This is a genomic window from Pseudomonas sp. CCI1.1 (assembly GCF_034348165.1).
Lineage (GTDB): Bacteria > Pseudomonadota > Gammaproteobacteria > Pseudomonadales > Pseudomonadaceae > Aquipseudomonas > Aquipseudomonas paracarnis.
The window spans coordinates 4,343,832-4,365,306 of the sequence record NZ_CP133780.1 but is presented as its reverse complement, the minus strand read 5'-3'; the positions used below and the strand labels follow the sequence as shown (position 1 = coordinate 4,365,306).

General features: G+C 59.9%; 22 protein-coding genes and 1 other RNA gene. 14 read left to right on the top strand and 9 right to left on the bottom strand.

The annotated features are described in order from the left end of the window. Nucleotides 1-12: 12 nt before the first annotated feature. Nucleotides 13-798: a transporter substrate-binding domain-containing protein gene (locus tag RHM69_RS19835; RefSeq protein WP_014720423.1), complete on the bottom strand. Its 786-nt coding sequence runs from the start codon at nucleotides 796-798 to the stop codon at nucleotides 13-15. A 256-nt stretch (nucleotides 799-1,054) separates the two neighbouring features. On the opposite strand from RHM69_RS19835, the gene RHM69_RS19830 reads away from it, so the two are divergent. From RHM69_RS19830 to RHM69_RS19805, 6 genes are all read left to right on the top strand, one after another. Further along, nucleotides 1,055-1,750: a FadR/GntR family transcriptional regulator gene (locus tag RHM69_RS19830; protein ID WP_014720422.1), complete on the top strand. Its 696-nt coding sequence runs from the start codon at nucleotides 1,055-1,057 to the stop codon at nucleotides 1,748-1,750. Nucleotides 1,751-1,870: 120 nt separating this feature from the next. Continuing rightward, nucleotides 1,871-2,200, top strand: coding sequence for a thioredoxin TrxA (gene trxA, locus RHM69_RS19825; RefSeq protein ID WP_014720421.1), 330 nt, complete (start codon nucleotides 1,871-1,873; stop codon nucleotides 2,198-2,200). Between the two features lie 234 nt (nucleotides 2,201-2,434). Further along, nucleotides 2,435-3,694: a transcription termination factor Rho gene (rho, locus tag RHM69_RS19820; RefSeq protein WP_003176825.1), complete on the top strand. Its 1,260-nt coding sequence runs from the start codon at nucleotides 2,435-2,437 to the stop codon at nucleotides 3,692-3,694. Between the two features lie 156 nt (nucleotides 3,695-3,850). Further along, the gene (locus tag RHM69_RS19815; protein ID WP_200599440.1) at nucleotides 3,851-5,833 is read left to right on the top strand and encodes an acyltransferase family protein; all 1,983 of its coding nucleotides are present in this window, start codon (nucleotides 3,851-3,853) and stop codon (nucleotides 5,831-5,833) included. Nucleotides 5,834-5,892: 59 nt separating this feature from the next. Beyond that, on the top strand, nucleotides 5,893-7,359 hold the full coding sequence (gene ubiD / locus RHM69_RS19810; RefSeq protein WP_003195329.1) for a 4-hydroxy-3-polyprenylbenzoate decarboxylase: 1,467 nt from the start codon (nucleotides 5,893-5,895) through the stop codon (nucleotides 7,357-7,359). Then, on the top strand, nucleotides 7,359-8,327 hold the full coding sequence (locus tag RHM69_RS19805; RefSeq protein ID WP_060766870.1) for a CDP-6-deoxy-delta-3,4-glucoseen reductase: 969 nt from the start codon (nucleotides 7,359-7,361) through the stop codon (nucleotides 8,325-8,327). The genes ubiD and RHM69_RS19805 overlap by 1 nt, the downstream gene beginning before the upstream one ends. A gap of 60 nt (nucleotides 8,328-8,387) precedes the next feature. On the opposite strand, the gene RHM69_RS19800 is transcribed toward RHM69_RS19805, so the two are convergent. Beyond that, on the bottom strand, nucleotides 8,388-8,870 hold the full coding sequence (locus RHM69_RS19800) for a hypothetical protein (protein ID WP_014720418.1): 483 nt from the start codon (nucleotides 8,868-8,870) through the stop codon (nucleotides 8,388-8,390). 327 nt (nucleotides 8,871-9,197) lie between these two features. On the opposite strand from RHM69_RS19800, the gene RHM69_RS19795 reads away from it, so the two are divergent. Next, complete coding sequence (locus RHM69_RS19795) at nucleotides 9,198-11,585, top strand: TonB-dependent receptor plug domain-containing protein (RefSeq protein ID WP_200599442.1); 2,388 nt, start codon at nucleotides 9,198-9,200, stop codon at nucleotides 11,583-11,585. 27 nt (nucleotides 11,586-11,612) lie between these two features. Next, on the top strand, nucleotides 11,613-12,266 hold the full coding sequence (locus RHM69_RS19790; RefSeq protein WP_014720416.1) for a gamma-glutamylcyclotransferase: 654 nt from the start codon (nucleotides 11,613-11,615) through the stop codon (nucleotides 12,264-12,266). Here the strand turns inward: RHM69_RS19790 and glpT are convergent. Next, nucleotides 12,263-13,600, bottom strand: a complete 1,338-nt coding sequence (gene glpT, locus RHM69_RS19785; protein WP_014720415.1) for a glycerol-3-phosphate transporter — start codon at nucleotides 13,598-13,600, stop codon at nucleotides 12,263-12,265. The two genes, RHM69_RS19790 and glpT, sit on opposite strands and share 4 nt — an antisense overlap. 291 nt (nucleotides 13,601-13,891) lie before the next feature. Next, nucleotides 13,892-14,869, bottom strand: a complete 978-nt coding sequence (locus tag RHM69_RS19780) for an NADPH:quinone oxidoreductase family protein (protein ID WP_019817790.1) — start codon at nucleotides 14,867-14,869, stop codon at nucleotides 13,892-13,894. 150 nt (nucleotides 14,870-15,019) lie between these two features. Between RHM69_RS19780 and RHM69_RS19775 the strand changes: the two genes are divergently transcribed. Continuing rightward, on the top strand, nucleotides 15,020-15,427 hold the full coding sequence (locus RHM69_RS19775) for a flagellar basal body-associated protein FliL (RefSeq protein WP_014720413.1): 408 nt from the start codon (nucleotides 15,020-15,022) through the stop codon (nucleotides 15,425-15,427). Nucleotides 15,428-15,542: 115 nt separating this feature from the next. Here the strand turns inward: RHM69_RS19775 and RHM69_RS19770 are convergent, their stop codons facing one another. Further along, nucleotides 15,543-15,992: an EVE domain-containing protein gene (locus RHM69_RS19770; protein ID WP_014720412.1), complete on the bottom strand. Its 450-nt coding sequence runs from the start codon at nucleotides 15,990-15,992 to the stop codon at nucleotides 15,543-15,545. A 195-nt stretch (nucleotides 15,993-16,187) separates the two neighbouring features. Between RHM69_RS19770 and RHM69_RS19765 the strand changes: the two genes are divergently transcribed. Further along, nucleotides 16,188-16,337 (top strand): hypothetical protein, encoded by a 150-nt coding sequence (locus RHM69_RS19765; protein ID WP_010207387.1) that lies wholly within the window; start codon nucleotides 16,188-16,190, stop codon nucleotides 16,335-16,337. 9 nt (nucleotides 16,338-16,346) lie between these two features. On the opposite strand, the gene RHM69_RS19760 is transcribed toward RHM69_RS19765, so the two are convergent. The 4 genes from RHM69_RS19760 to RHM69_RS19745 all read right to left on the bottom strand — a co-directional run bounded on the left by RHM69_RS19760 (nucleotide 16,347) and on the right by RHM69_RS19745 (nucleotide 17,770). Further along, on the bottom strand, nucleotides 16,347-16,979 hold the full coding sequence (locus RHM69_RS19760; RefSeq protein ID WP_020301815.1) for a 5-formyltetrahydrofolate cyclo-ligase: 633 nt from the start codon (nucleotides 16,977-16,979) through the stop codon (nucleotides 16,347-16,349). Between the two features lie 58 nt (nucleotides 16,980-17,037). Further along, a non-coding RNA gene (ssrS, locus tag RHM69_RS19755) (6S RNA) lies at nucleotides 17,038-17,216 on the bottom strand. A 30-nt stretch (nucleotides 17,217-17,246) separates the two neighbouring features. Beyond that, nucleotides 17,247-17,564 carry a cell division protein ZapA gene (locus RHM69_RS19750; protein ID WP_014720410.1) on the bottom strand — a complete coding sequence of 106 codons (318 nt, stop codon included), beginning with the start codon at nucleotides 17,562-17,564 and terminating at the stop codon, nucleotides 17,247-17,249. Next, nucleotides 17,561-17,770: a TIGR02449 family protein gene (locus RHM69_RS19745; protein ID WP_003177365.1), complete on the bottom strand. Its 210-nt coding sequence runs from the start codon at nucleotides 17,768-17,770 to the stop codon at nucleotides 17,561-17,563. Before RHM69_RS19745 ends, RHM69_RS19750 begins: the two co-directional genes overlap by 4 nt. A gap of 138 nt (nucleotides 17,771-17,908) precedes the next feature. Between RHM69_RS19745 and RHM69_RS19740 the strand changes: the two genes are divergently transcribed. Genes RHM69_RS19740 through RHM69_RS19725 form a run of 4 tightly spaced genes read left to right on the top strand, consistent with a single transcriptional unit; the run spans nucleotide 17,909 to nucleotide 21,471 of the window. Next, entirely contained in the window at nucleotides 17,909-18,466 is a 558-nt protein-coding gene (locus RHM69_RS19740) for a YecA family protein (RefSeq protein ID WP_014720409.1), read from the top strand. Between the two features lie 20 nt (nucleotides 18,467-18,486). Next, nucleotides 18,487-19,809 (top strand): Xaa-Pro aminopeptidase, encoded by a 1,323-nt coding sequence (gene pepP / locus RHM69_RS19735; RefSeq protein ID WP_014720408.1) that lies wholly within the window; start codon nucleotides 18,487-18,489, stop codon nucleotides 19,807-19,809. Further along, nucleotides 19,806-20,993, top strand: coding sequence for a 2-octaprenyl-6-methoxyphenyl hydroxylase (gene ubiH / locus RHM69_RS19730; RefSeq protein WP_014720407.1), 1,188 nt, complete (start codon nucleotides 19,806-19,808; stop codon nucleotides 20,991-20,993). The genes pepP and ubiH overlap by 4 nt, the downstream gene beginning before the upstream one ends. Further along, entirely contained in the window at nucleotides 20,986-21,471 is a 486-nt protein-coding gene (locus RHM69_RS19725) for a DUF4442 domain-containing protein (protein WP_019817788.1), read from the top strand. The genes ubiH and RHM69_RS19725 overlap by 8 nt, the downstream gene beginning before the upstream one ends. Nucleotides 21,472-21,475: the final 4 nt, after the last annotated feature.

The following is a 21,475-nucleotide window of genomic DNA, read 5'->3' as shown; positions in this document are numbered from 1 at the left end:
TTGAGCTCCGCGTCAGAGGTCGGCAGGCAGCGGTTCTTTGAGCCACTGCATCGCGTTTTTCCCAAGGCTGCCGTCAGCCTTGGCTGCCACCAGGATCTGGTTGACCTTTTCCAGCAGCGCCGGCTCGTTCTTGTTCACGCCTACGTACACCGGCGAATCCTTGAGTTTCACCTTCAGTGCCGGTACGCGCTTGGGGTTGCGTTCGCTGATGGCCACCATGACCACGTTGCCACTGGCGATCAGGTCGACCTGGCCGGCCAGGTAGGCGGCGATGGTGGAGTTGTTGTCTTCAAAACGCTTGATCGTGGCTTCCTTGGGCGCTACCGCGGTCAGCTCGATGTCTTCGATGGCGCCACGGGTCACGCTGATGGTCTTGCCCTTGAGGTCGTCGAGGCTGGCGATGGCGGCATCAGGCGGCCCAAACACGGCAAGGTAGAACGGCGCGTAGGCGTTGGAGAAGTCGATGACCTTTGCGCGCTCGGGGTTCTTGCCCAGGCTGGAAATAACCAGGTCGACTTTGCCAGTGGTGAGGAACGGTATGCGGTTGGTGCTGTTGACCGGCGTCAGTTCCAGCTTGACCTTGAGTTGGTCGGCCAGCAGCTTGGCGGTGTCGATGTCCAGGCCCCGGGGTTGCATGTCAGGGCCGACCGAACCAAACGGCGGGAAGTCCTGGGGGACGGCAACCTTCAGGGTGCCACGGGCGACGATGTCATCCAGACCACTCGCCTGGGCGGGTGCCTGGCTCAGCATCAGGCTGGCAAACAGGGCAGTGAGCAGGGCGCTGTAGCGCTTGGTCATGGCAACTCTCCGAAAAAGGCGAAGGAATTTTCTGAGTTTGCCCAGTGCACAGCCCATGCCAGCACCGTTCGGATCGTCTGCAAGGCTGATGTTTGTTGAGGTGCAGTGGTCTTACTGGTCTGAACAGTGGTCAGGTTTCCCGCACCCTTTTCGAGCGTTTGCAAAAAGCCGCGAGCGCCTTTGGGGCGTGGCTTGCAGCCAGCTATGAATAGTTTTACAACGGGTCACACACGCTATCGGGAACCCTGAGCTTTTTATGAATTCCATTGCCCAAGCCGTACCGGAAGCGGCCTTGCAGGCCATCCGCAAACTGATCAAGGAGCAAGGCTTTGGGCCGGGCGACGCGCTGCCATCCCAGCGCGACCTGGCCCTGCAATTGGGGGTGAGCCGGGCGTCGTTGCGTGAGGCGCTGTCGTCCCTCAGCGCTTTGGGCGTGGTCAACGTGCAGCCGGGCAAGGGCGTGTTCGTGCAGGACGTGCAAGAGGCACCGGGGTTCGCCTGGCCCTTCGCGGCGCAGGCCACGCCGCCGGATATCTTCCAACTGCGCTACGCCTTGGAGGGGTTTGCGGCGGGGTTGGCAGCAGTGACACTGACCCTCGATGCACTGGACAGCCTGCAAGACAACGTCCAAGCCATGCGCAAAGTGCTCAAGGCGGGCGACTTCGAAGCGGCCGCCCGCCTGGACTTCGAATTTCATCAGCGTATTCTGCTGGCCAGCGGTAACCAGGCCATGGTGAGCATCCTGAGCGCCAGCGCCGAGGTGTTTCTGGAAAGTCAGAAGCTACCGTTCATCCGGCCGGAACGGGCCATGGAAACCTGGCAGGAACATCGCAGAATCCTGCGCGCCCTGGCCCGCCGCAACAGTACGGCGGCGCAGAAAACCATGCAGGAACATATACGTAATGCAGCGTTGCGCACGGGCATTGCGTTCATGACGCCCGCCACGCCGTGACAGAGTCATACCCACGCTCATTCAACCTCATAGCAAGACTCAATCAGACGCGGCTTCCTGAACAGGGGAAGGGCGGCTATGATGGGCAACGTTTTTTTTGCTTACAATCCGGAGACATCCATGAGCAGCGATCTTATCAAGCACGTCACCGACGCGACCTTTGAAGCCGAAGTCCTCAAGGCTGACGGCCCGGTGCTGGTTGACTACTGGGCTGAATGGTGCGGCCCTTGCAAAATGATCGCTCCGGTCCTGGACGACATTGCAACCACCTACGCAGGCAAGCTGACCATTGCCAAGCTGAACATTGACGAGAACCAGGACACCCCGGCCAAGCATGGCGTGCGTGGTATCCCGACCCTGATGCTGTTCAAGAACGGCAATGTCGAAGCGACTAAAGTGGGTGCTCTGTCGAAGTCCCAGTTGCAAGCTTTCCTCGACGCGAGCCTCTAAGCGTCGTCAAAAAAGCCCCGCAAATTGCGGGGCTTTTTCGTAAAACAGGGCTAGACGCTCCGAAATCCAGGTGGTACATTCGGCCCCGCAGTGGTTTCTCCACTGCCCCCTGCAAGCCGTCGCCGACGCATTCCTTTTCGATTAGTACGCGATCCTGTCGCCTTCTCTGCGGCGCGGCCTCATTAAGCCAAAAGCTTAATTTCCCCCCTCCATAAATGATTACGTCATTCCTATATGAATCTGACTGAACTCAAGCAAAAGCCGATTACCGACCTGCTCCAACTGGCCGAAGAAATGGGCATAGAAAATATGGCCCGTTCGCGCAAGCAGGACGTGATTTTCTCCCTGCTCAAGAAGCACGCGAAAAGCGGCGAGGAAATCTCCGGTGATGGCGTGCTGGAGATTCTCCAGGACGGCTTCGGCTTCCTCCGCTCTGCAGATGCGTCCTATCTCGCCGGCCCAGATGATATCTACGTCTCGCCGAGCCAGATCCGTCGCTTCAACTTGCGCACCGGTGACACCATCGTTGGCAAGATCCGTCCTCCGAAGGAAGGCGAGCGTTACTTCGCCCTGCTCAAGGTCGACACGATCAACTTCGATCGCCCCGAGAATGCGAAAAACAAGATTCTCTTCGAGAACCTGACGCCGCTGTTCCCGACCGTGCGCATGAAGATGGAAGCCGGTAACGGCTCCACCGAAGACTTGACCGGTCGTGTGATTGACCTCTGCGCTCCAATCGGCAAAGGCCAGCGTGGCCTGATCGTCGCACCGCCGAAAGCCGGTAAAACGATCATGCTGCAGAACATTGCAGCGAACATCGCACGTAACAACCCTGAAGTTCACCTGATCGTACTGTTGATCGATGAGCGTCCGGAAGAAGTGACCGAGATGCAGCGCACCGTGCGCGGCGAAGTGGTTGCCTCGACGTTCGATGAGCCGCCAACCCGCCACGTGCAGGTTGCCGAAATGGTGATCGAAAAGGCCAAGCGCCTGGTCGAACACAAGAAAGACGTGGTGATCCTGCTCGACTCCATCACTCGTCTGGCCCGCGCCTACAACACCGTGATCCCGAGCTCCGGCAAGGTGCTGACCGGTGGTGTCGATGCCCACGCCCTGGAAAAACCAAAGCGTTTCTTCGGCGCTGCGCGCAACATCGAAGAAGGCGGCTCGCTGACCATTATCGCCACCGCGCTGGTTGAAACCGGCTCGAAGATGGACGAAGTGATCTACGAAGAGTTCAAGGGTACCGGCAACATGGAACTGCCTTTGGACCGTCGCATCGCTGAAAAGCGTGTGTTCCCTGCGATCAACATCAACCGCTCCGGCACCCGCCGCGAAGAGCTGCTGACCGCAGACGACGAACTGCAGCGTATGTGGATCCTGCGCAAGCTGCTGCACCCGATGGACGAAGTCGCTGCCATCGAGTTTCTGATCGACAAGCTGAAAACCACCAAGACCAACGACGAGTTCTTCCTGTCGATGAAACGCAAGTAATACAGCGTTTCAGGTCCAAAAAAATGGCGCCCTTAATGGGGCGCCATTTTTTTTGCGTCGAGATTCTGCGATTTTTGTGGCATAAGTATCCGTTAAGTAACAAAAATTGACGCGTGACTTCGCTCATCCCTTTCGTCGCAGACTGACCACATTCTTATGACCACCCTTGCTTACCGCAGAGACATCGATGGCCTGCGTGCCATCGCTGTCCTTGCAGTCGTGTTGTTCCACTTTGGTGTCCCTGGCATTACTGGCGGTTTTGTTGGCGTTGACGTCTTTTTCGTCATCTCGGGCTTCCTGATTACGTCAATTATCTGGCGTGAGCGTCAAGCCGGACGCTTCAGCTTCATCGACTTCTGGGCTCGCCGTGCCCGGCGTATCTTGCCGGCCCTGTTTGTGATGATCGCGGCGACACTGGCAGTGGGTTGGTTTCTGTTGGCGCCCAAGGACTATGAAGAGTTGGGGCGGTCTGCGCATTATCAGGTGACCTTTACCTCGAACCTGTTGTTCTCGCGCCAGCACGGCTATTTCGATGCTTCATCAGACATCAAACCCCTGTTGCATACCTGGTCATTGGCGGTAGAAGAGCAGTTCTATATTTTCTTCCCATTGCTGTTGACCTTGCTTTCCAGCCGTTTGAAGCACTGGCGCCTGGCATTGTTCGCGGTGCTGCTGGCGTCGTTTGGCATGAGCGTCTGGGCGGTTCAGCATGAGCCACAGAAAGCTTTCTTCCTGTTGCATCTGCGGGCCTGGGAGCTACTGGCCGGTGCGATGCTGGCGGTGCAGCCCAAGCGTGAGTGGCGCGCGTCGCGGGCCTTGGCGCAAGGGATCAGCCTGGCTTCCCTGGCATTGATCCTCATCGCTGTGCTGGGCTACGACGCGAAAACGCCGTTCCCAGGCGCGACTGCGTTGTTGCCTGTGCTGGGTGTGGTCGGGTTGATCTGGGCCAACGGCCAGCAACAGACTTGGGTCGCTCGCCTGTTGGGCACGCGGATCATGGTGGGTATCGGGCTGATCTCTTATTCCTGGTACCTCTGGCACTGGCCGGTATTCGTGTACGCCAACTACGCCGCGGTGGATGGCTTGAGCGCGCTGGAACTGGGGGGGCTGATGCTGCTTTCGCTGGTGCTGGGCTATCTGTCCTGGCGCTTCGTGGAAACGCCGTTCCGGGAAAAACGTTTGCTGGCTTCGCGTAAGGCGATTCTGGCGTCAGCCATGGTCGGCATTCTGGGGCTGGGCTTCACTGGCCTTGCGATACGCGAAGCTGACGGCGTGCCTTCGCGCTTGTCCGAACAGGCGTTGCGTTTTGCCCAGGCCAAGAAGTGGAGCCCTGACCTGCTGGCGTGCATGGCCGACAAAGATACGCCCGATGAACGCTTGTTCTGCCATTTCGGCCCGAAAGACCAATCGGTTTCGGCGTTGGTATGGGGTGACAGTCACGCTACCGCGCTGATACCGGCACTCAAAGAGGGCGCTGATCGTCACGATATCAGCCTGGTCGAAGCCAGTTTTGCCGGCTGTATTCCCCTCGATGGCCTGGAAAATATTGCCCGCTGCGCGCATTTCAACCGGCGCGTCGAGAAGGCCATGGCCGAGCAGACGTTCAGCGATGTGGTGTTGGCCGCCCGCTGGAGCCTGTATGTGTATGGGCAAATGTCCGGTGACAAGGAGTATGCACTCAAAGATCCTGGCACCGGCCAGTATGTGCGTGCCGTCGCCGAACAACGCTTTGCCCAGGGCCTGCGCGAGCGCATTCGGGACTTGCGCGCTGCCGGCCACAAGGTCTGGTTGGTCAAGGAAGTGCCGCTGCAGGAAATCATCGTGCCTTACCGTCTCAGCCGCCTGGCCATGATGAACCGGCCCGTGGACGGTGAAGGGCTCGCCGTGGCCGAGCATGTGAAGCGCCAGGCCTTTATCACGCAATTGTTTGATGAATTGGCGGCTGCCGACAGCGGTGTCGCGGTGCTGGACCCCGCGCCATTACTGTGCGGCGCCGATGGGTTGTGCCGGGTCGAACTCAATGGCCGCGCGTTGTATACCGACGATAACCATCTTTCGGACGTCGGCGCGCGACACATCGAAGCCTTCCTGGAACCGTTGTTCAGTTCGTTGCAATCACGTGGATTGACGGCCAATTAAGCTGCCAGCCGCCCTCAGAGCAGGTAGGATGTACGCCTATTTTACGGGTGGCATGGTTAATGAAATTCAAGGATCTTCGGGATTTCGTGCAGCAACTTGAGCAGCGCGGAGAGTTGAAACGTATCCAGATGCCGATTTCTCCGGTGCTGGAAATGACTGAGATTTGCGACCGCACCTTGCGCAACAAGGGCCCGGCGCTGTTGTTCGAAAACCCGACCGGCTTTGATATCCCGGTGCTGGGCAACCTGTTCGGTACTCCCGAGCGCGTGGCCTTTGGCATGGGCGCCGAGTCCGTCAGCGAGCTGCGCGAGATCGGCAAGCTGCTGGCCTTTCTCAAGGAGCCCGAGCCGCCCAAGGGCTTGAAGGACGCCTGGTCCAAACTGCCGATCTTCCGCAAAATCATCGCCATGGCCCCCAAGGTGGTCAAGGACGCGGTGTGCCAGGAAGTGGTCATTGAAGGCGATGATGTCGACCTGGCCATGCTCCCGGTGCAAACCTGCTGGCCCGGCGACGTCGGCCCGTTGATCACCTGGGGCTTGACTGTCACCAAGGGCCCGAACAAGGATCGCCAGAACCTCGGTATCTACCGTCAGCAAGTCATTGGCCGTAACAAAGTGATCATGCGCTGGCTCAGCCACCGTGGCGGCGCCCTCGACTTCCGTGAGTGGTGCGAGAAGCATCCGGGCAAGCCGTTCCCGGTGTCCGTGGCCCTGGGTGCCGACCCGGCGACTATTCTCGGTGCCGTCACTCCCGTACCTGACAGCCTCTCCGAGTACGCCTTCGCCGGCTTGTTGCGCGGTAATCGCACGGAGCTGGTGAAGTGCCGCGGTAACGACCTGCAAGTGCCGGCCACCGCCGAGATCATTCTTGAAGGCGTGATTCACCCTGGTGAAATGGCCGATGAAGGCCCGTACGGCGACCACACCGGTTACTACAACGAAGTCGACAGCTTTCCGGTGTTCACCGTCGAGCGCATCACCCATCGGGTCAAGCCGATCTACCACAGTACCTACACAGGCCGTCCGCCCGATGAGCCGGCCATCCTCGGTGTGGCGCTCAACGAAGTGTTCGTGCCGATCCTGCAAAAGCAATTCCCTGAGATCACCGACTTCTACCTGCCGCCCGAGGGCTGTTCGTATCGCATGGCCATCGTCACCATGAAGAAGTCGTATCCGGGGCATGCCAAGCGGGTAATGCTCGGTGTGTGGTCGTTTTTGCGACAGTTCATGTACACCAAGTTCGTTATCGTCACCGACGACGACATCAATGCCCGGGACTGGAACGACGTGATCTGGGCCATCACCACGCGCATGGATCCCAAGCGCGACACGGTGATGATCGACAACACGCCTATCGACTACCTCGACTTCGCGTCGCCGGTATCGGGCCTTGGCTCAAAGATGGGCCTGGATGCCACGCACAAATGGCCGGGCGAAACCACGCGTGAGTGGGGCCGGGTGATCGTCAAGGATGAAGCCGTCACGGCGCGGGTCGATGCGATCTGGAAAGAATTGGGAATAGATTGATGCGTGTAACCCTGCAACCTTCCGGTGCTGTGCTGGAACTGGCCCCTGGCGAGCGAATCCTCGAGGGCGCCCGTCGCCTGGGCTATGAGTGCCCTCAGGCCTGTCGCAATGGCGTGTGCCATGTCTGCGCGGCGTTGCTGGTGGAGGGCCGGGTACGCCAAGCCGGGGAAGTGCGCGATCATGGTGAGTTCTACACCTGCATCGCCGAGCCCCTGGAAGACTGCATTGTGTTGTGGGATGGCGTACTGGCGCCAGGAGAGTTGCCGTTGCGCAAATTGTCATGCCAATTGATCGAGTGCGTGGAAGTCGGCGGCGATGTCTGGCGTGTGCGCCTGCGCGCCCCGGCCGGTAAGGCGGTGCGTTACCACGCCGGGCAATACTTGATGCTCGAACGGGAGAACGGCGAAAAGTCGGCGTTTTCTCTGGCTTCTGCGCCCCATGCCGGGCGTGAGTTGGAGCTGCATGTGCTGGTGCGCGAAGACAGTGCGCGCAACCTGATCGAACAATTGCAGCGCAACCAGATGGCTCGTGTGGAACTGCCGTTCGGTGACACCCACCTGGCCGAGTTGCCGGACGGGCCGCTGGTGCTGATGGCCGCCGGTACCGGTATGGCGCAGATGCACAGCCTGATCGAGCACTGCCGCGCTTCGGGCTTCAAGCACCCGGTGCACCTGTATTGGGGCGTACGGCGCCCGGAAGATTTCTACCAGATCGAGCACTGGAATCAGTGGCTGCAATTGCCCAATCTGTTCCTGCACAAAGTGGTCAGCGACCTGTGTGGCTGGGAAGGGCGCTGCGGTTTGCTGCATGAAGTGGTGTGCGAAGACATTGCCGACCTCAACACGGTACATGTCTACGCCAGCGGCTCACCGGCGATGATTTATGGCACCTTGGATGCATTGGTCGACGCCGGTATGGATGCTCACCGGATGCGCGCTGACGTGTTTGCCTACGCCCCAAGGCCCTAACACCTTGCGCTGAATAATGTGGGAGCAGGCAAGCCAGCTCCCACCCGCGACCGTGCTGTGTCAGAAGCGCACTCCAGTCGTCACCATTGCCGCGTTGAACCCGAGCAATACCAGCTCAGCCGCCACCGGCCCGTAATGCGTTCCCACCGATGGAATGATCACTGGCGCTACGCCAAAACGATTCAATGGGATCTTGTCGCGATACTCGCCGCGATAGCCCTGGATCAGCCCGCCGGTCAACTTCGCATACACCGGATAGTCGGCCATGTCATAGCGCTTGCCCGCATAGGCGTAGTACGAGCGTTGGCGGAACGAGTTGCGAAAGGTCACCCCGCCATACACCAGGCCCGACGCCTCATTGCGCTCCAGGCCGATCAAGTCCTGCTTGTTGTTGTGTTGCGGGTCGGGTGCAAAGTGCCGGGTGTAGATGCTGGTCTGGGCGTACCAGAAGCCTTTGTCGTCAGTGACCGTTGGCGTTTCGCTAGCCAGTGCTGTGGTGGCCTGGGCAAGCAATAGCAGGCCAGGCAATCGGAATTTTTTCATGGGCGACCTCGGTAGTCGATTTGATGAGCGGCTAAGTGGGTCGTTATAGGCGCGTCAGTTTGACGGCTTGGCACCCGCCCAGGCTGAACCGGGGCTGAAAGTACCGGGATTAGCCGCGTGGATCCTGACGAATGGGCGAGCGTGCTTATGCTTTTGCTTATTCTTTTAAGGTATTTATTCTGGGTGATGAATATCTTTAAGCTATATCGCAACGGACTACCGACTTCATCGACCATAACCAGATACTGACCGCCACCGCCCGCCAGCCGGATCGATCGTACGAACTTCGCGCATTGCAGTTCTATTTTTGATTCAAAGGGGAGCGGTATGGGCAGCTACAGGAAACACGCGCTATACACGGCGATTTTGTCGGCAAATTTGCTGACCGTTGTGGGATTCAATCCAGTTCTGGCAGACGAAACTTCTGCGGTTGATGCACCTAAACTCGACACCGTGATCGTCACCGGCACCCGCGCCCAAGAGCGCACCGCCAGTGCATCGCTGTCGCCAATCGACGTAATCTCCGGTGAAACCCTGCGCAGCACCGGCTCCGATGAGCTGGGTGCCGTATTAGCGCGCCTGATTCCGTCGATCAACTTCCCCCGACCAGGCCTGGTGGACGGCGCCGAACTCGTGCGTCCGGCGCAGTTGCGCGGCTTGTCGCCGGACCAGGTATTGGTACTGGTCAACGGCAAGCGTCGCCATACCAGTGCCTTCGTCAATCTGGGCGGTGCGGTTGGGCGCGGTTCGGCTCCGGCAGACTTGAATGCCATCTCGCTGTCGGCGGTGGACCATATCGAGGTGCTGCGCGACGGCGCTTCTGCCCGTTACGGCTCCGATGCGATCGCCGGGGTGATCAACGTGATCCTCAAGCACGCCGACCATGGCGGCTCGGTTTCCAGCAAGTTTGGCGAGTACAAAAAGGGTGACGGCATCCAGCGTAATGTCAGCGGTAATGCGGGCCTGGCATTGGGCGACAATGGCTTTATCAACCTGTCTGCCGAAGGCGCCGACAACGATTACACCAACCGCGCCGGCAACGACTACCGCCCCGGCAGCATCGGCTCTACTACTTACGGCCAGCGTGTGTTCCGCCAAGGTGAGCCGGCCACCAATGAAGGCAAATTCCAGTTCAACTCGGAGTATGCCTTCAACGATGCCGCCGAGTTCTACACCTTCGGTGGCTACAGCAAGCGGCGCGGTGAAACGGCAGCCTTCTACCGGGCAAGCAACGCGTCCAACAACATCAAGGCGCTCAACCCCAACGGCTACCTGCCACTGATCAAAGGCAACCTGGAAGACACCTCGCTGGTGGTGGGCTTGCGCGGCCTGCTGGCCTACGACTGGCATTACGACTTGTCGGCCAACTACGGCAAGAACCAGTACGAACTGGGGACTGAAACCATCAACACCTCACTGGGCCTGGCGACGCCGCGTAAATTCAATAACGGCACACTGAGCAACGATCAGAAGCAAGTCAGCCTGGACCTGTCCCGTGAATTCGATGTGGGCTTTCTGCCGTATCCAGTCTCTGTGGCGTTCGGCGGTGAGTACCTGCATCAGGGCTATGAAATCGAGGCGGGCGAGCCCGCGTCCTATTACCAGACCGGCAGCTCCGGCCTGGGTGGTTTCCGCGATGCCGATGCCGGTACCAGCACGCGGCATAACTGGGCGCAGTACCTGGACCTGGAAACCAACTTCACCGAAAAGCTCAGCGCCTCGGCTGCCGTGCGCCATGAGGATTACAGTGACTTTGGTTCCAACGTCAGCGGCTCGCTGTCGGCCCGCTATGACTTCACCCCCCAGGTGGCCGTGCGCGGCAGCATCTCCAACGGTTTCCGTGCGCCGTCCCTGGCCCAGCAGAATTTTGCCTACACCTCATCGCAGTTGATCGGTAGCACCATCCAGGAAGCCGGCACCTTCCCGGCCAACAGTCAGGTCGCGCGCCTGCTGGGTGCCGAAGACCTCAAGGCCGAAAAGTCGCGCAACTACAGCCTCGGCCTGGTGCTCGAGCCGGCCGATGACCTGACCGTCACGCTCGATGTGTACCGCATCGACATCCGCGACCGCATCAGCCTGTCGTCCAACCTCAATCTCAACCCGGCCACGGTGGCCTACCTGCAAGCCAATGGCGTCGGCAATATCAACTACACCACGGCCCGTTACTTTACCAACGCCACGGACACCAGCACCGATGGCGTCGATCTGGTAGCCAACTATCGCTACCAGCTCGATAACGGCATTCGCTGGAACAGTACCGTGGGCTACAACTACAACCACACCAAAGTCACCGACGTGAAAGCCAACCCCGCGATTCTCGACAGCCTGGGGGCCAACCTGGTGCGGGTGGACCGCCGCGAGCGTATCGGTTTGCTGGGCGATACCACGCCCCAGCACAAGCTGAGCCTGGGCAATGACTTCACCTTCGGTAATTGGGCGCTGCACACTAACCTGGTGCGCTATGGTGAGTTCACCAGTTATCAGACGGACAAGGTCAACGATCAGACCTTCAAGGCCGCCTGGGTGCTGGACCTGTCAGCGGATTACAAGTTGAAGAACTGGACCTTCACCCTGGGTGGCGACAACGTCACCGATAAGTACCCGGAGAAGGTTAACGCCTTCGCCAGCAGCGGCGGCAACCTCGCCTACAGCACTTTTTCGCCGTACGGTTACAGCGGCGCGTTCTATTACGGTAAAGTCGCTTACAACTGGTAACACACAGGAGGCGCACCGCTTTTCGCCATGACCGCCATTGAAACCGATCTTCTGCAATTGGCTTACCCTCCGCGGCTCGATCTGGGGCCGCAACTCACTCACGAACAATTGATGAGCTCGATGCAAGCCACCATGGCTCGGCACAAGGGTGGGCCGGTGTGGCTGTTTGCGTATGGTTCGCTGATCTGGCGCCCTGAATGCTCGTCGACCGAGCGGGTGCGTGCACGGGTTCACGGTTATCACCGTGGCTTGTATTTGTGGTCACACGAGCATCGCGGTACGCCGGAGCTGCCGGGGCTGGTGTTTGGGTTGGATCGCGGTGGTTCCTGCAGCGGGTTTGCCTACCGCTTGCCGGAGGACCAGTTGGAGGCCTCGCTTTACGCCCTGTGGCAGCGTGAGATGCCTTACCCCTCGTACCGGCCGCACTGGCTCAGTTGCCGATTGGAAGATGGCAGCACCGTCCAGGCGTTGGGGTTTGTGTTGGAGCGGCATTTGCCCAGCTATGCCGGCAACTTGCCCGATATCGTGCTTAATCATGTACTGCAAAGCGCTTGCGGGCGTTACGGTACGACTCGCGATTATGTCGAGCAGACCGTGAACGCCCTGCGTAGCCACGCCATGCCAGATAAAAACCTGGAGGCGCGGCTCAAGCGTTGTGCCAAGGATTGCCTGGGCGGTTAACGCGCCGAGCTGACACTGTTGGTGTGCCACAGCGTAGGGATCAGGAACGCGATCGCCAGTACGCAGGCGCTGATCAGCAGTACAAAGCCGCCGTCCCAGCCGAAATGGTCAACCGTATAGCCCATGGCGGCACTTGCCGCTACCGAACCGCCCAGGTAACCGAACAAGCCGGTGAAGCCCGCTGCGGTACCGGCGGCCTTCTTCGGAGCCAGTTCCAGTGCCTGCAGGCCGATCAGCATCACCGGGCCGTAGATCAGGAAGCCGATGGAGAACAGCGCAATCATGTCGATCATCGGGTTGCCCGGCGGGTTGAGCCAGTAAACCAGGGTTGCCACTGTCACCAGGGCCATGAACACGATGCCGGTCAGGCCGCGGTTGCCACGGAAGATCTTGTCCGACATCCAGCCGCATAGCAGCGTACCCGGGATACCTGCCCACTCGTAGAAGAAGTACGCCCAGGACGACTTATCGACCGTGAAGTGCTTGGCTTCTTTCAAGTAGGTCGGCGCCCAGTCCAGTACGCCGTAACGCAACAGATAGACGAACACGTTGGCGAAGGCGATGTACCAGAGCATTTTGTTGCGCAGCACGTACTTGACGAAGATTTCCTTGGCGCTGAATTCGTCTTCGTGGCTGGCGTCGTAACCTTCCGGATAGTCGTTCTTGTACTGCTCGATAGGCGGCAGGCCCACCGATTGCGGGGTGTCGCGCATGGTGATGAAGGCAAACGCCGCCACCGCCAGGGCCACGGTGGCCGGCACGTAGAACGCCGCATGCCAGTCGTTGAACCACGCCATGCCGAGCAGGAACAGCGGGCCGATCAAGCCACCCCCGACGTTATGCGCCACGTTCCACACGGACACCACGCCGCCGCGTTCTTTCTGCGACCACCAGTGCACCATGGTCCGCCCACTTGGCGGCCAGCCCATGCCCTGGGCCCAGCCGTTGATGAACAGCAAAATGAACATCATGGTCACGCTGGAGGTTGCCCAAGGCGCGAAACCGAAAATGAACATCACCCCCGCCGAAACCAGCAGGCCGAAGGGCAGGAAGTAACGTGGGTTGGAGCGGTCGGACACCAGGCCCATCAGGAACTTGGACAAGCCGTAGGCAATCGCGATCGCCGACATTGCCAGGCCCAGTTCACCACGGGTGTAACCCTCGTCGATCAGGTAGGGCATGGCCAGGGAGAAGTTTTTACGCAGCAGGTAGTAGCCGGCGTAACCAAAGAAAATACCCGCGAAGATCTGCCAGCGCAGCCGTCGGTAGGTACTGTCTATTTTTTCTTCAGGCAGGGGCGCCTGGTGTGCGGCAGGACGAAAGAAAGCAAACATTCAAGAGCTCCAAATTTCTTGTTTTGACTGCGGATGCGAATGTTACAGTTTCGTTACCGAAAATAGCATCGCCTCTTATCCGCAAACACAGGAAACGAGAGCAATTGCATGTTCTTTTACGAACATGTCGCCTATAGATAAGTGATGGTCGTGGTTAGGTCCTAAGACCGCGAAGTAACTACTGTGGGAGCTGGCTTGCCTGCGATAGCGGTGGGTCAGCTTCGTCTGTAGCAGCTGACCCACCGCTATCGCAGGCAAGCCAGCTCCCACATGGATTGCATTTCAGGTGTGTTATCGGGTTTGGACAACTATTTTACCCACCGCCTTGCGCTGTCCCAGATCATTGATCGCCTGGGCGGCCTGTTCCAGCGGATACACCTGCGACACCAACGGCTTGAGCTTGCCCTCGCCATACCAGGTGAACAGCTGCTGGAAATTCGCTGCATTGTCCTGCGGTTGGCGCTGGGCAAACGAACCCCAGAACACCCCGACCACCGCTGCGCCCTTGAGCAACGCCAGGTTCACCGGCAGTTCAGGAATACGCCCGCTGGCGAAACCCACCACCAACAGGCGCCCATTCCAGGCGATCGAACGAATGGCCTGGTCAAACAGGTCACCCCCCACCGGGTCGTAAATCACGTCAGCGCCATTGCCATCGGTCAGGCGCTTGACCTCATCCTTGAGGCTGGCTTCGCTGTAGTTGATCAGCTCATCGGCGCCGGCCGCCTTGGCCACTGCGAGCTTGTCGGCGCTGCTGGCGGCGGCAATCACCCGGGCGCCCATGGCCTTGCCGATCTCCACGGCGGCCAGGCCCACGCCGCCGGACGCGCCAAGCACCAGCAGGGTCTCGCCAGGTTGCAGGTTGGCGCGTTGTTTCAGCGCATGCATGGAGGTGCCGTAGGTCATGCTGAAGGCGGCGGCGGTGTTGAAATCCATGCTCGGCGGGATCGGCAGCACGTTATAGCCGGGCACCGCGACCTGCTCGGCAAAGCTGCCCCAGCCGGTCAGCGCCATCACACGGTCCCCGACTTTCAGATGGCTGACTTTCTCACCCACTTCACTGACCACGCCTGCCGCTTCACCACCGGGTGAGAACGGAAAGGGCGGCTTGAACTGGTATTTGCCTTCGATGATCAGCGTGTCCGGGAAATTCACCCCGGCCGCGTGCACGTCCAACAGGATTTCGTTCTTCTTGATCGCGGGGCTGGCGATCTCTTCCAGCACCAGGGTTTCGGCGGGGCCGAAGGCTTTGCACAGCACAGCTTTCATCGGACTATTCCTTTTGGCGTCGTGGCCGATAAGTGTAGGAGGGTACGCCCGTGGGTCAACGAGCATGCCCGCGCCTGATAAGCCCCCATAAGCTTGTGCTCAGCCTTGCTAGCGTTATGCTACCCGGCAACCGAATTCGAGGAATGAACTGTGAAAGCGTGGATCCTGTTGATGCTGGCCCTGACCTTGCCGATGGCAGCCCAGGCCGAAGAGGCCAAAGAGGGCGAGGCGCCGAAGGTCAGCTATATCAGCCTGAGCCCGCCGTTCGTGGGCAATTACGGCCTGGATGGCACCGCCAAGCTCAAGGTCTACAAGGCCGACATTGCACTGCGCGTGACGGGTGATGAGGCGGCGAAGTTGGTCAAGGCCAACGACCCGTTGATTCGCAACCAACTGGTGGCGCTGTTTACCCAGCAGACCAACGAGACCATGAGCAGTGTGGAAGGCAAGGAAAAGCTGCGTCAGGAAGCGTTGAAGCAAACGCAGCAGGTGATGAATGATGAAACCGGCAAGCCAGTGGTAGAAGACCTGCTGTTCAACAACCTGATCATCCAGTAAGTCGCTGCGCGACTATCGCGGGCAAGCCCGCTCCCAGAGGGGTTCGCATTTCCAGTGTGGGAGCGGGCTTGCCCGCGAAGAGGCCCTGACAGGCACCGCAAGAAGCCAGTTTCAATTAAAGCAACTGGAGGACCGCTGCCCACTGCTCCGGTGTGACCGCCATGACCGAAAGCCGACTGCCCTTTTGCACCAGCGGCATTTCAGCCAGTGCAGTTTGCTGTTTTAGATAGCCGAGCCCCAGCACCTTGGAGAAGGTTTGCACATGTGCGACATCGATCGCGCTCCACGGGTTTTTCTCCGGGGTGGCCTTGGCGTCGAAATAGTGGCTTTCTGGTTCCAGCGCAGTGGGGTCCGGATAGGCGGCCCGGATGATTTTGCCGATGCCGGCAATCCCTGGCTCCGGGCAACTGGAGTGATAGAAAAAAAACTCGTCGCCCACGGCCATGGCGCGCAAAAAGTTGCGCGCCTGATAGTTGCGTACCCCGTCCCAGCGCGCTTCGCCGAGCTTTTCCAGGCCGTTGATGGAGAGTTCGTCGGGCTCGGATTTCATCAGCCAGTAGGCCATGGTTGGGCTCCTGAAAAAGGCATTGGGTAAGTTGTCGGGCAATTGCATGACAAACCGACAGTCGGTTGGCGTCAAGGTTTGCGTGTTGGTTCACGTTACCGCAGAATGCGCGCTTTTAAGCTTGACGCAGCTGCAACGGACTACTATGGAACGTTGTTGTCATCGTGTACGAGGTGCCTGAAAGGGGGGCAATCGATGCAACGTAAGCCGGATTTACTATGGATTTTGGTTATTTTGTTTGGTCTGGGCGTCGTGACCACCGGTTATGCCCAGAGCCTGTGGTCGAACAAGACCGATGCACCGGTTGAACTGGCTCAGCAGCAGCCACAACCGTTCAAGCGTTAACTCAAGCATTCACCAAGGCGCCGCTGTTTCCAGCGGCGTTTGTGCGACATACCACTGCTTATCAGTCACCGTCCCCGCCAACGGCACATCCCAGCTTGCCTGCGCCAGGCGTTCGACTTTCTGGCATTCATGGGCCAGCCCCAGCAGCGTTGGCTTGCGCCAGCTCTGGCGGCGGGCAAGATAGGCCAGGCTGCGATCGTAGAACCCGCCGCCCATGCCCAGGCGCCCACCCAAATCATCGAACCCCACCAACGGCAACAATACCAGGTCCAGCGCCCAGACTTGGCGCTGGTGATGGGCATTGACCCGTGGCTCAAGGATGCGAAAGCGGTTGGGCAACAACCTATCCCCAGGGCGTACGCGCTGGAACACCATCTTGGTGCGCGGCCAGGCGCTGAGCACCGGCAGGTAAGTGGCTTTGCCGCGACGCTGGGCCGCACGCAGCAGCAGGCGCGGATCGATTTCACCGTCCGTGGGCAGATATAAAGAGATATGTTTGGCCCGGCGAAACAGCGGGTGCTGTGCCAGTTGCCGGTACAGACCCTGAGCGGCCTGGCGCTGCTCGCTTGGCGTGAGCGCGCGGCGGGCCTTGCGCAACATGCGTCGAAGTTGCGGACGGGAAAGCGGCGCAGGTTCGGTCATGATTTTTCGGCTCATAAAACAATGCCAGTCCGGGGACTGGCATTGAGTTTGGGAATTCAGGCTCCCCGACAGAGCCGCTGTCGACTTAGCCCTTGAACCCGAAAGTTCAAGGTGGAAGAAGCAGTAGGCTTTAAGGCTTTCCGTCTAGCGGACATGCACACCAGCCCAACGTGCAACTTCCAGGGTAGTGCGAATCGGCTCAGGGACATCGCCGACTGGCAAACACGCCAGGGAGTGGGGCGAGTATACCTTAAACCTGCTCGGCAATCAGCCCTTGGGTGTGTCTGAATCGGTGGAAAGCACCAGATCCACGCGATCGAGCAGGTCACGCACCTGCTCGCGCGTCGAGCCGCTGGCCTGTACGTCAGGGCGCTCCTGCTTATGCAGCAGGTCATGGGTGATATTCAGCGCGGCCATCACGGCGATGCGGTCGGCGCCGATCACTTTGCCGCTGCTGCGGATTTCGCGCATCTTGCCGTCCAGGTAGCGGGCAGCGCTCACCAGGTTGCTGCGTTCTTCCTGGGGGCAGATGATCGAATATTCTTTGTCGAGGATCTGCACGGTAACGCTATTGCTTGAACTCATGAGTCTTGCTCCAGGGCCTTCAGGCGCGAAATCATCGATTCGACCTTACGCCGGGCGATTTCGTTTTTTTCAATGAGGTGAGCGCGTTCCTCGCGCCAGGTCTTTTCCTGAGCTAATAGGAGTCCGTTTTGACTCTTAAGTTGCTCGACCCGATCAATTAGCAGTTCGAGTCTGGCCATCAGCGCTTGCAGGTCGGTGTCTTCCATTGGGTTCCACTGGATTTGTCTGATGAATGGCAACTGCAGGATAAACGATCTGACGCCCTCGATAGTCTTGGTGCGTCTGCCGGTGCTAGGATACAGCGCTCCATTCTAGACATTGCGCCGTCTGGCGCCTAGCTCACCATGCCCATTCAGAACTCCCCGTACGATGCTTTTTCCAAACTGCTGAGCGCCAGCGGCCATCCATGCTCGCCTGCTGAACTGCACGGCGTGCTGTTGGGCCGCAGTTGCACCGGTGTCGGCTTTGATGCCGATAACTGGCTGGCCGATGTGGCCGAGCTGCTGGAAACCGAACCCACCGACAATGTGCGCAACGCATTGATCGGCCTGCAAGAAATGGTCAAGGGCGAACTGACCGGTGATGACGTCACCGTGGTCCTGCTGCTGCCCACCGACGACGCCCCGCTGGCCGATCGCGCTGCCGCGCTGGGCCAATGGTGCCAGGGTTTCCTCCACGGTTTCGGCGTGAATGCCGGCGGCCTGGAGCTGAGCACCGACGCCAAGGAAGTGCTGCAGGACCTGGCGGCCATCTCCCAGGTGCAAGATGCCCTGGAAGAATCCGAAGACGGCGAAGGCGACTACATGGAAGTCATGGAGTACCTGCGCGTCGCGCCGCTGCTGCTGTTCACCGAGACCCGCAAGTCCGCTGAGCCCGCTGCTCCCAAGCCGTCGTTGCACTGAGAAAGGACACCCATCTGCCCATGATCCATATCCCCAAAGCGGAATACACCCGGCGCCGCAAAGCGCTCATGGCGCAGATGGAACCCAACAGCATCGCGATCCTGCCGGCCGCCGCCGTGGCCATCCGCAACCGCGATGTCGAGCATGTTTACCGCCAGGACAGCGATTTTCAGTACCTGAGCGGTTTCCCCGAGCCCGAAGCGGTGATCGTGCTGATGCCCGGTCGCCAGCACGGCGAGTACGTGCTGTTCTGCCGCGAGCGCAATGCCGAGCGCGAATTGTGGGACGGCCTGCGTGCGGGCACCGAGGGCGCGATTCGCGACTTTGGCGCGGATGACGCCTTCCCCATTACCGATATCGACGACATCCTGCCCGGCCTGATCGAAGGTCGCGACCGCGTGTACTCGGCCATGGGCAGCAATGCCGAGTTCGACCGGCACGTGATGGAGTGGATCAACGTGATCCGTTCCAAAGCGCACCTGGGCGCCCAGCCGCCGAACGAATTCGTTGCCCTGGATCATTTGCTCCACGATATGCGCCTGTATAAATCGGCGGCAGAAGTGAAGGTGATGCGCGAGGCGGCGCGAATTTCCTGTGCGGCCCATGTGCGGGCGATGCAGGCCAGCCGTGCCGGCCTGCATGAGTTCAGCCTGGAAGCCGAGCTGGATTACGAGTTTCGCAAAGGCGGTGCGAAGATGCCGGCCTATGGCTCCATCGTCGCTGCTGGGCGCAACAGCTGCATCCTGCATTACCAGCAGAATGACGCGGTGCTCAAGGACGGCGACCTGGTGCTGATCGACGCCGGGTGTGAGATCGATTGCTACGCCAGCGATATCACCCGTACCTGGCCGGTCAACGGCAAGTTTTCGCCCGAGCAGAAGGCGATCTACGAGATTGTGCTGGCCTCCCAGGAAGCCGCCTTCAAGCAGATCGCGCCGAACAAACATTGGAACCAGGCCCACGAGGCGACCGTGCAGGTCATCACCGCCGGCCTGGTGAAGCTGGGGTTGTTGCAAGGTGACGTTGACGAACTGATCGCCAGCGAAGCCTACCGCGCCTTCTACATGCACCGTGCCGGCCACTGGCTGGGCATGGATGTGCATGATGTGGGCGAGTACAAAGTGGGCGGTGAATGGCGCGTGCTGGAAGTGGGCATGGCCTTGACCGTGGAGCCGGGTATCTATATTTCCCCAGACAACCAGACAGTGGCAAAGAAATGGCGTGGCATTGGCGTGCGCATCGAGGACGACGTGGTAGTGACCAAGCAAGGCTGTGAAATCCTGACCGGCGGTGTGCCCAAGACCGTTGCCGAGATCGAAGCGTTGATGGCGGCTGCCCGATGAGCCGGGTCAACCTGGCGATTGTCGGCGGCGGCCTGGTGGGGGCCAGCCTGGCCCTGGCATTGCAAGCCGGGGCCAAGGCGCGGGGTTGGAAGATCGTGCTGATCGAACCCTTTGCACCGGGCGACAGCTACCAGCCGAGCTACGATGCGCGCTCTTCCGCGCTGTCGTTTGGCGCGCGCCAGATTTACCAGCGTCTGGGCCTGTGGCAGGCCATTTCCCGACGGGCGGAGCCGATCAAGCAGATCCATGTATCGGACCGTGGGCGCTTCTCCACCGCGCGTTTGTCCGCGATGGAGGAGGGCGTGCCAGCCCTGGGTTATGTGGTGGAAAACGCCTGGCTCGGCCAATGCCTGTGGCAAGGCTTGGACAAGGACGTAGTGAGCTGGCGTTGCCCGGCAGAAGTCACGCGCATGGAGCCTCTGCCCGATGGCTATCGCCTGATCCTCAACGATGAAACCGTGCTGGAATGCGACCTTGCGGTACTGGCCGATGGCGGCCGTTCCGGCTTGCGTGAGCAGCTGGGCATCGGCGTGAAAACCCGGCCCTACAACCAGAGCGCGCTGATCGCCAACATCACGCCGAGCGAAGCGCACAATGGCGAGGCGTTCGAGCGCTTTACCGATGAAGGCCCCATGGCCTTGCTGCCGCTGCCGGACAACCGTTGCGCGCTGGTCTGGACCCGCATCGGCATGGACGCCCAGCGCTTGGCCAGCCTCGACGAGCGTAGCTTCCTGAGCGAACTTCAGGGTGTGTTCGGGTATCGCCTGGGCACCCTCAAGCAAGTGGGCGCCCGCCACCTGTACCCGTTGACCCTGGTGGAAGCCGAAGAGCAAGTGCGTTCGCACCTGGTGGTCCTCGGCAATGCCGCCCACAGCCTGCACCCGATTGCCGGGCAGGGGTTCAACCTGTCCCTGCGCGATGCCAATGCCTTGGCCGAAGCCCTGTTGGCCGGGCCTGCTGTGCCGGGTGACCTGGCGACCTTGCAAGGCTATCGCGAGCGCCAGCGCCTGGACCAGCAACTCACCGTAGGCTTCTCCGACCAGGTCACGCGCCTGTTTGGCAGTGCCCAACCGTTGATGGCGCTGGGCCGCAATATGGGCTTGCTTGGCCTCGACCTGTTACCACCGGCCAAACGCTGGTTCGCCCGTCAGGCCATGGGCCTGGGTACGCGTTCCGATGCGTAAGTGGCTAACCCAACGCGTGGGCAAGGCGCGGCTGTTGCGCTGGTTCCTCACCCTGTACCCGCCGTACCTCGGCGCCGGGGTGCGGGTGCAGGCATTGAGTGCCGATTTCCGACATGCCAAGGTGCGCATGGGCCTGGGTTGGTACAACCGCAATTACGTCGGTACGCAATTTGGCGGCAGCCTGTATTCGATGGTCGATCCGTTCTACATGTTGCTGTTGATCGAGAACCTGGGCCGCGACTACATCGTGTGGGACAAGGCTGCGAGTATCGACTTCATCTCGCCGGGCAAAGGCCCGGTGTATGCCGAATTCTCCATCGACGACGCTTTGCTCGATCAGATCCGGCGCCAGACTGAAGGTGGCGAGAAATATCTGCCCCACCTCAAAGTCGAGATTCATGACGGCTCCGGCACTCTGGTGGCGCGGGTCGACAAAACCCTTTATGTGCGGCGCAAGCCGCCAGCGAGACAGGCTTGAATAT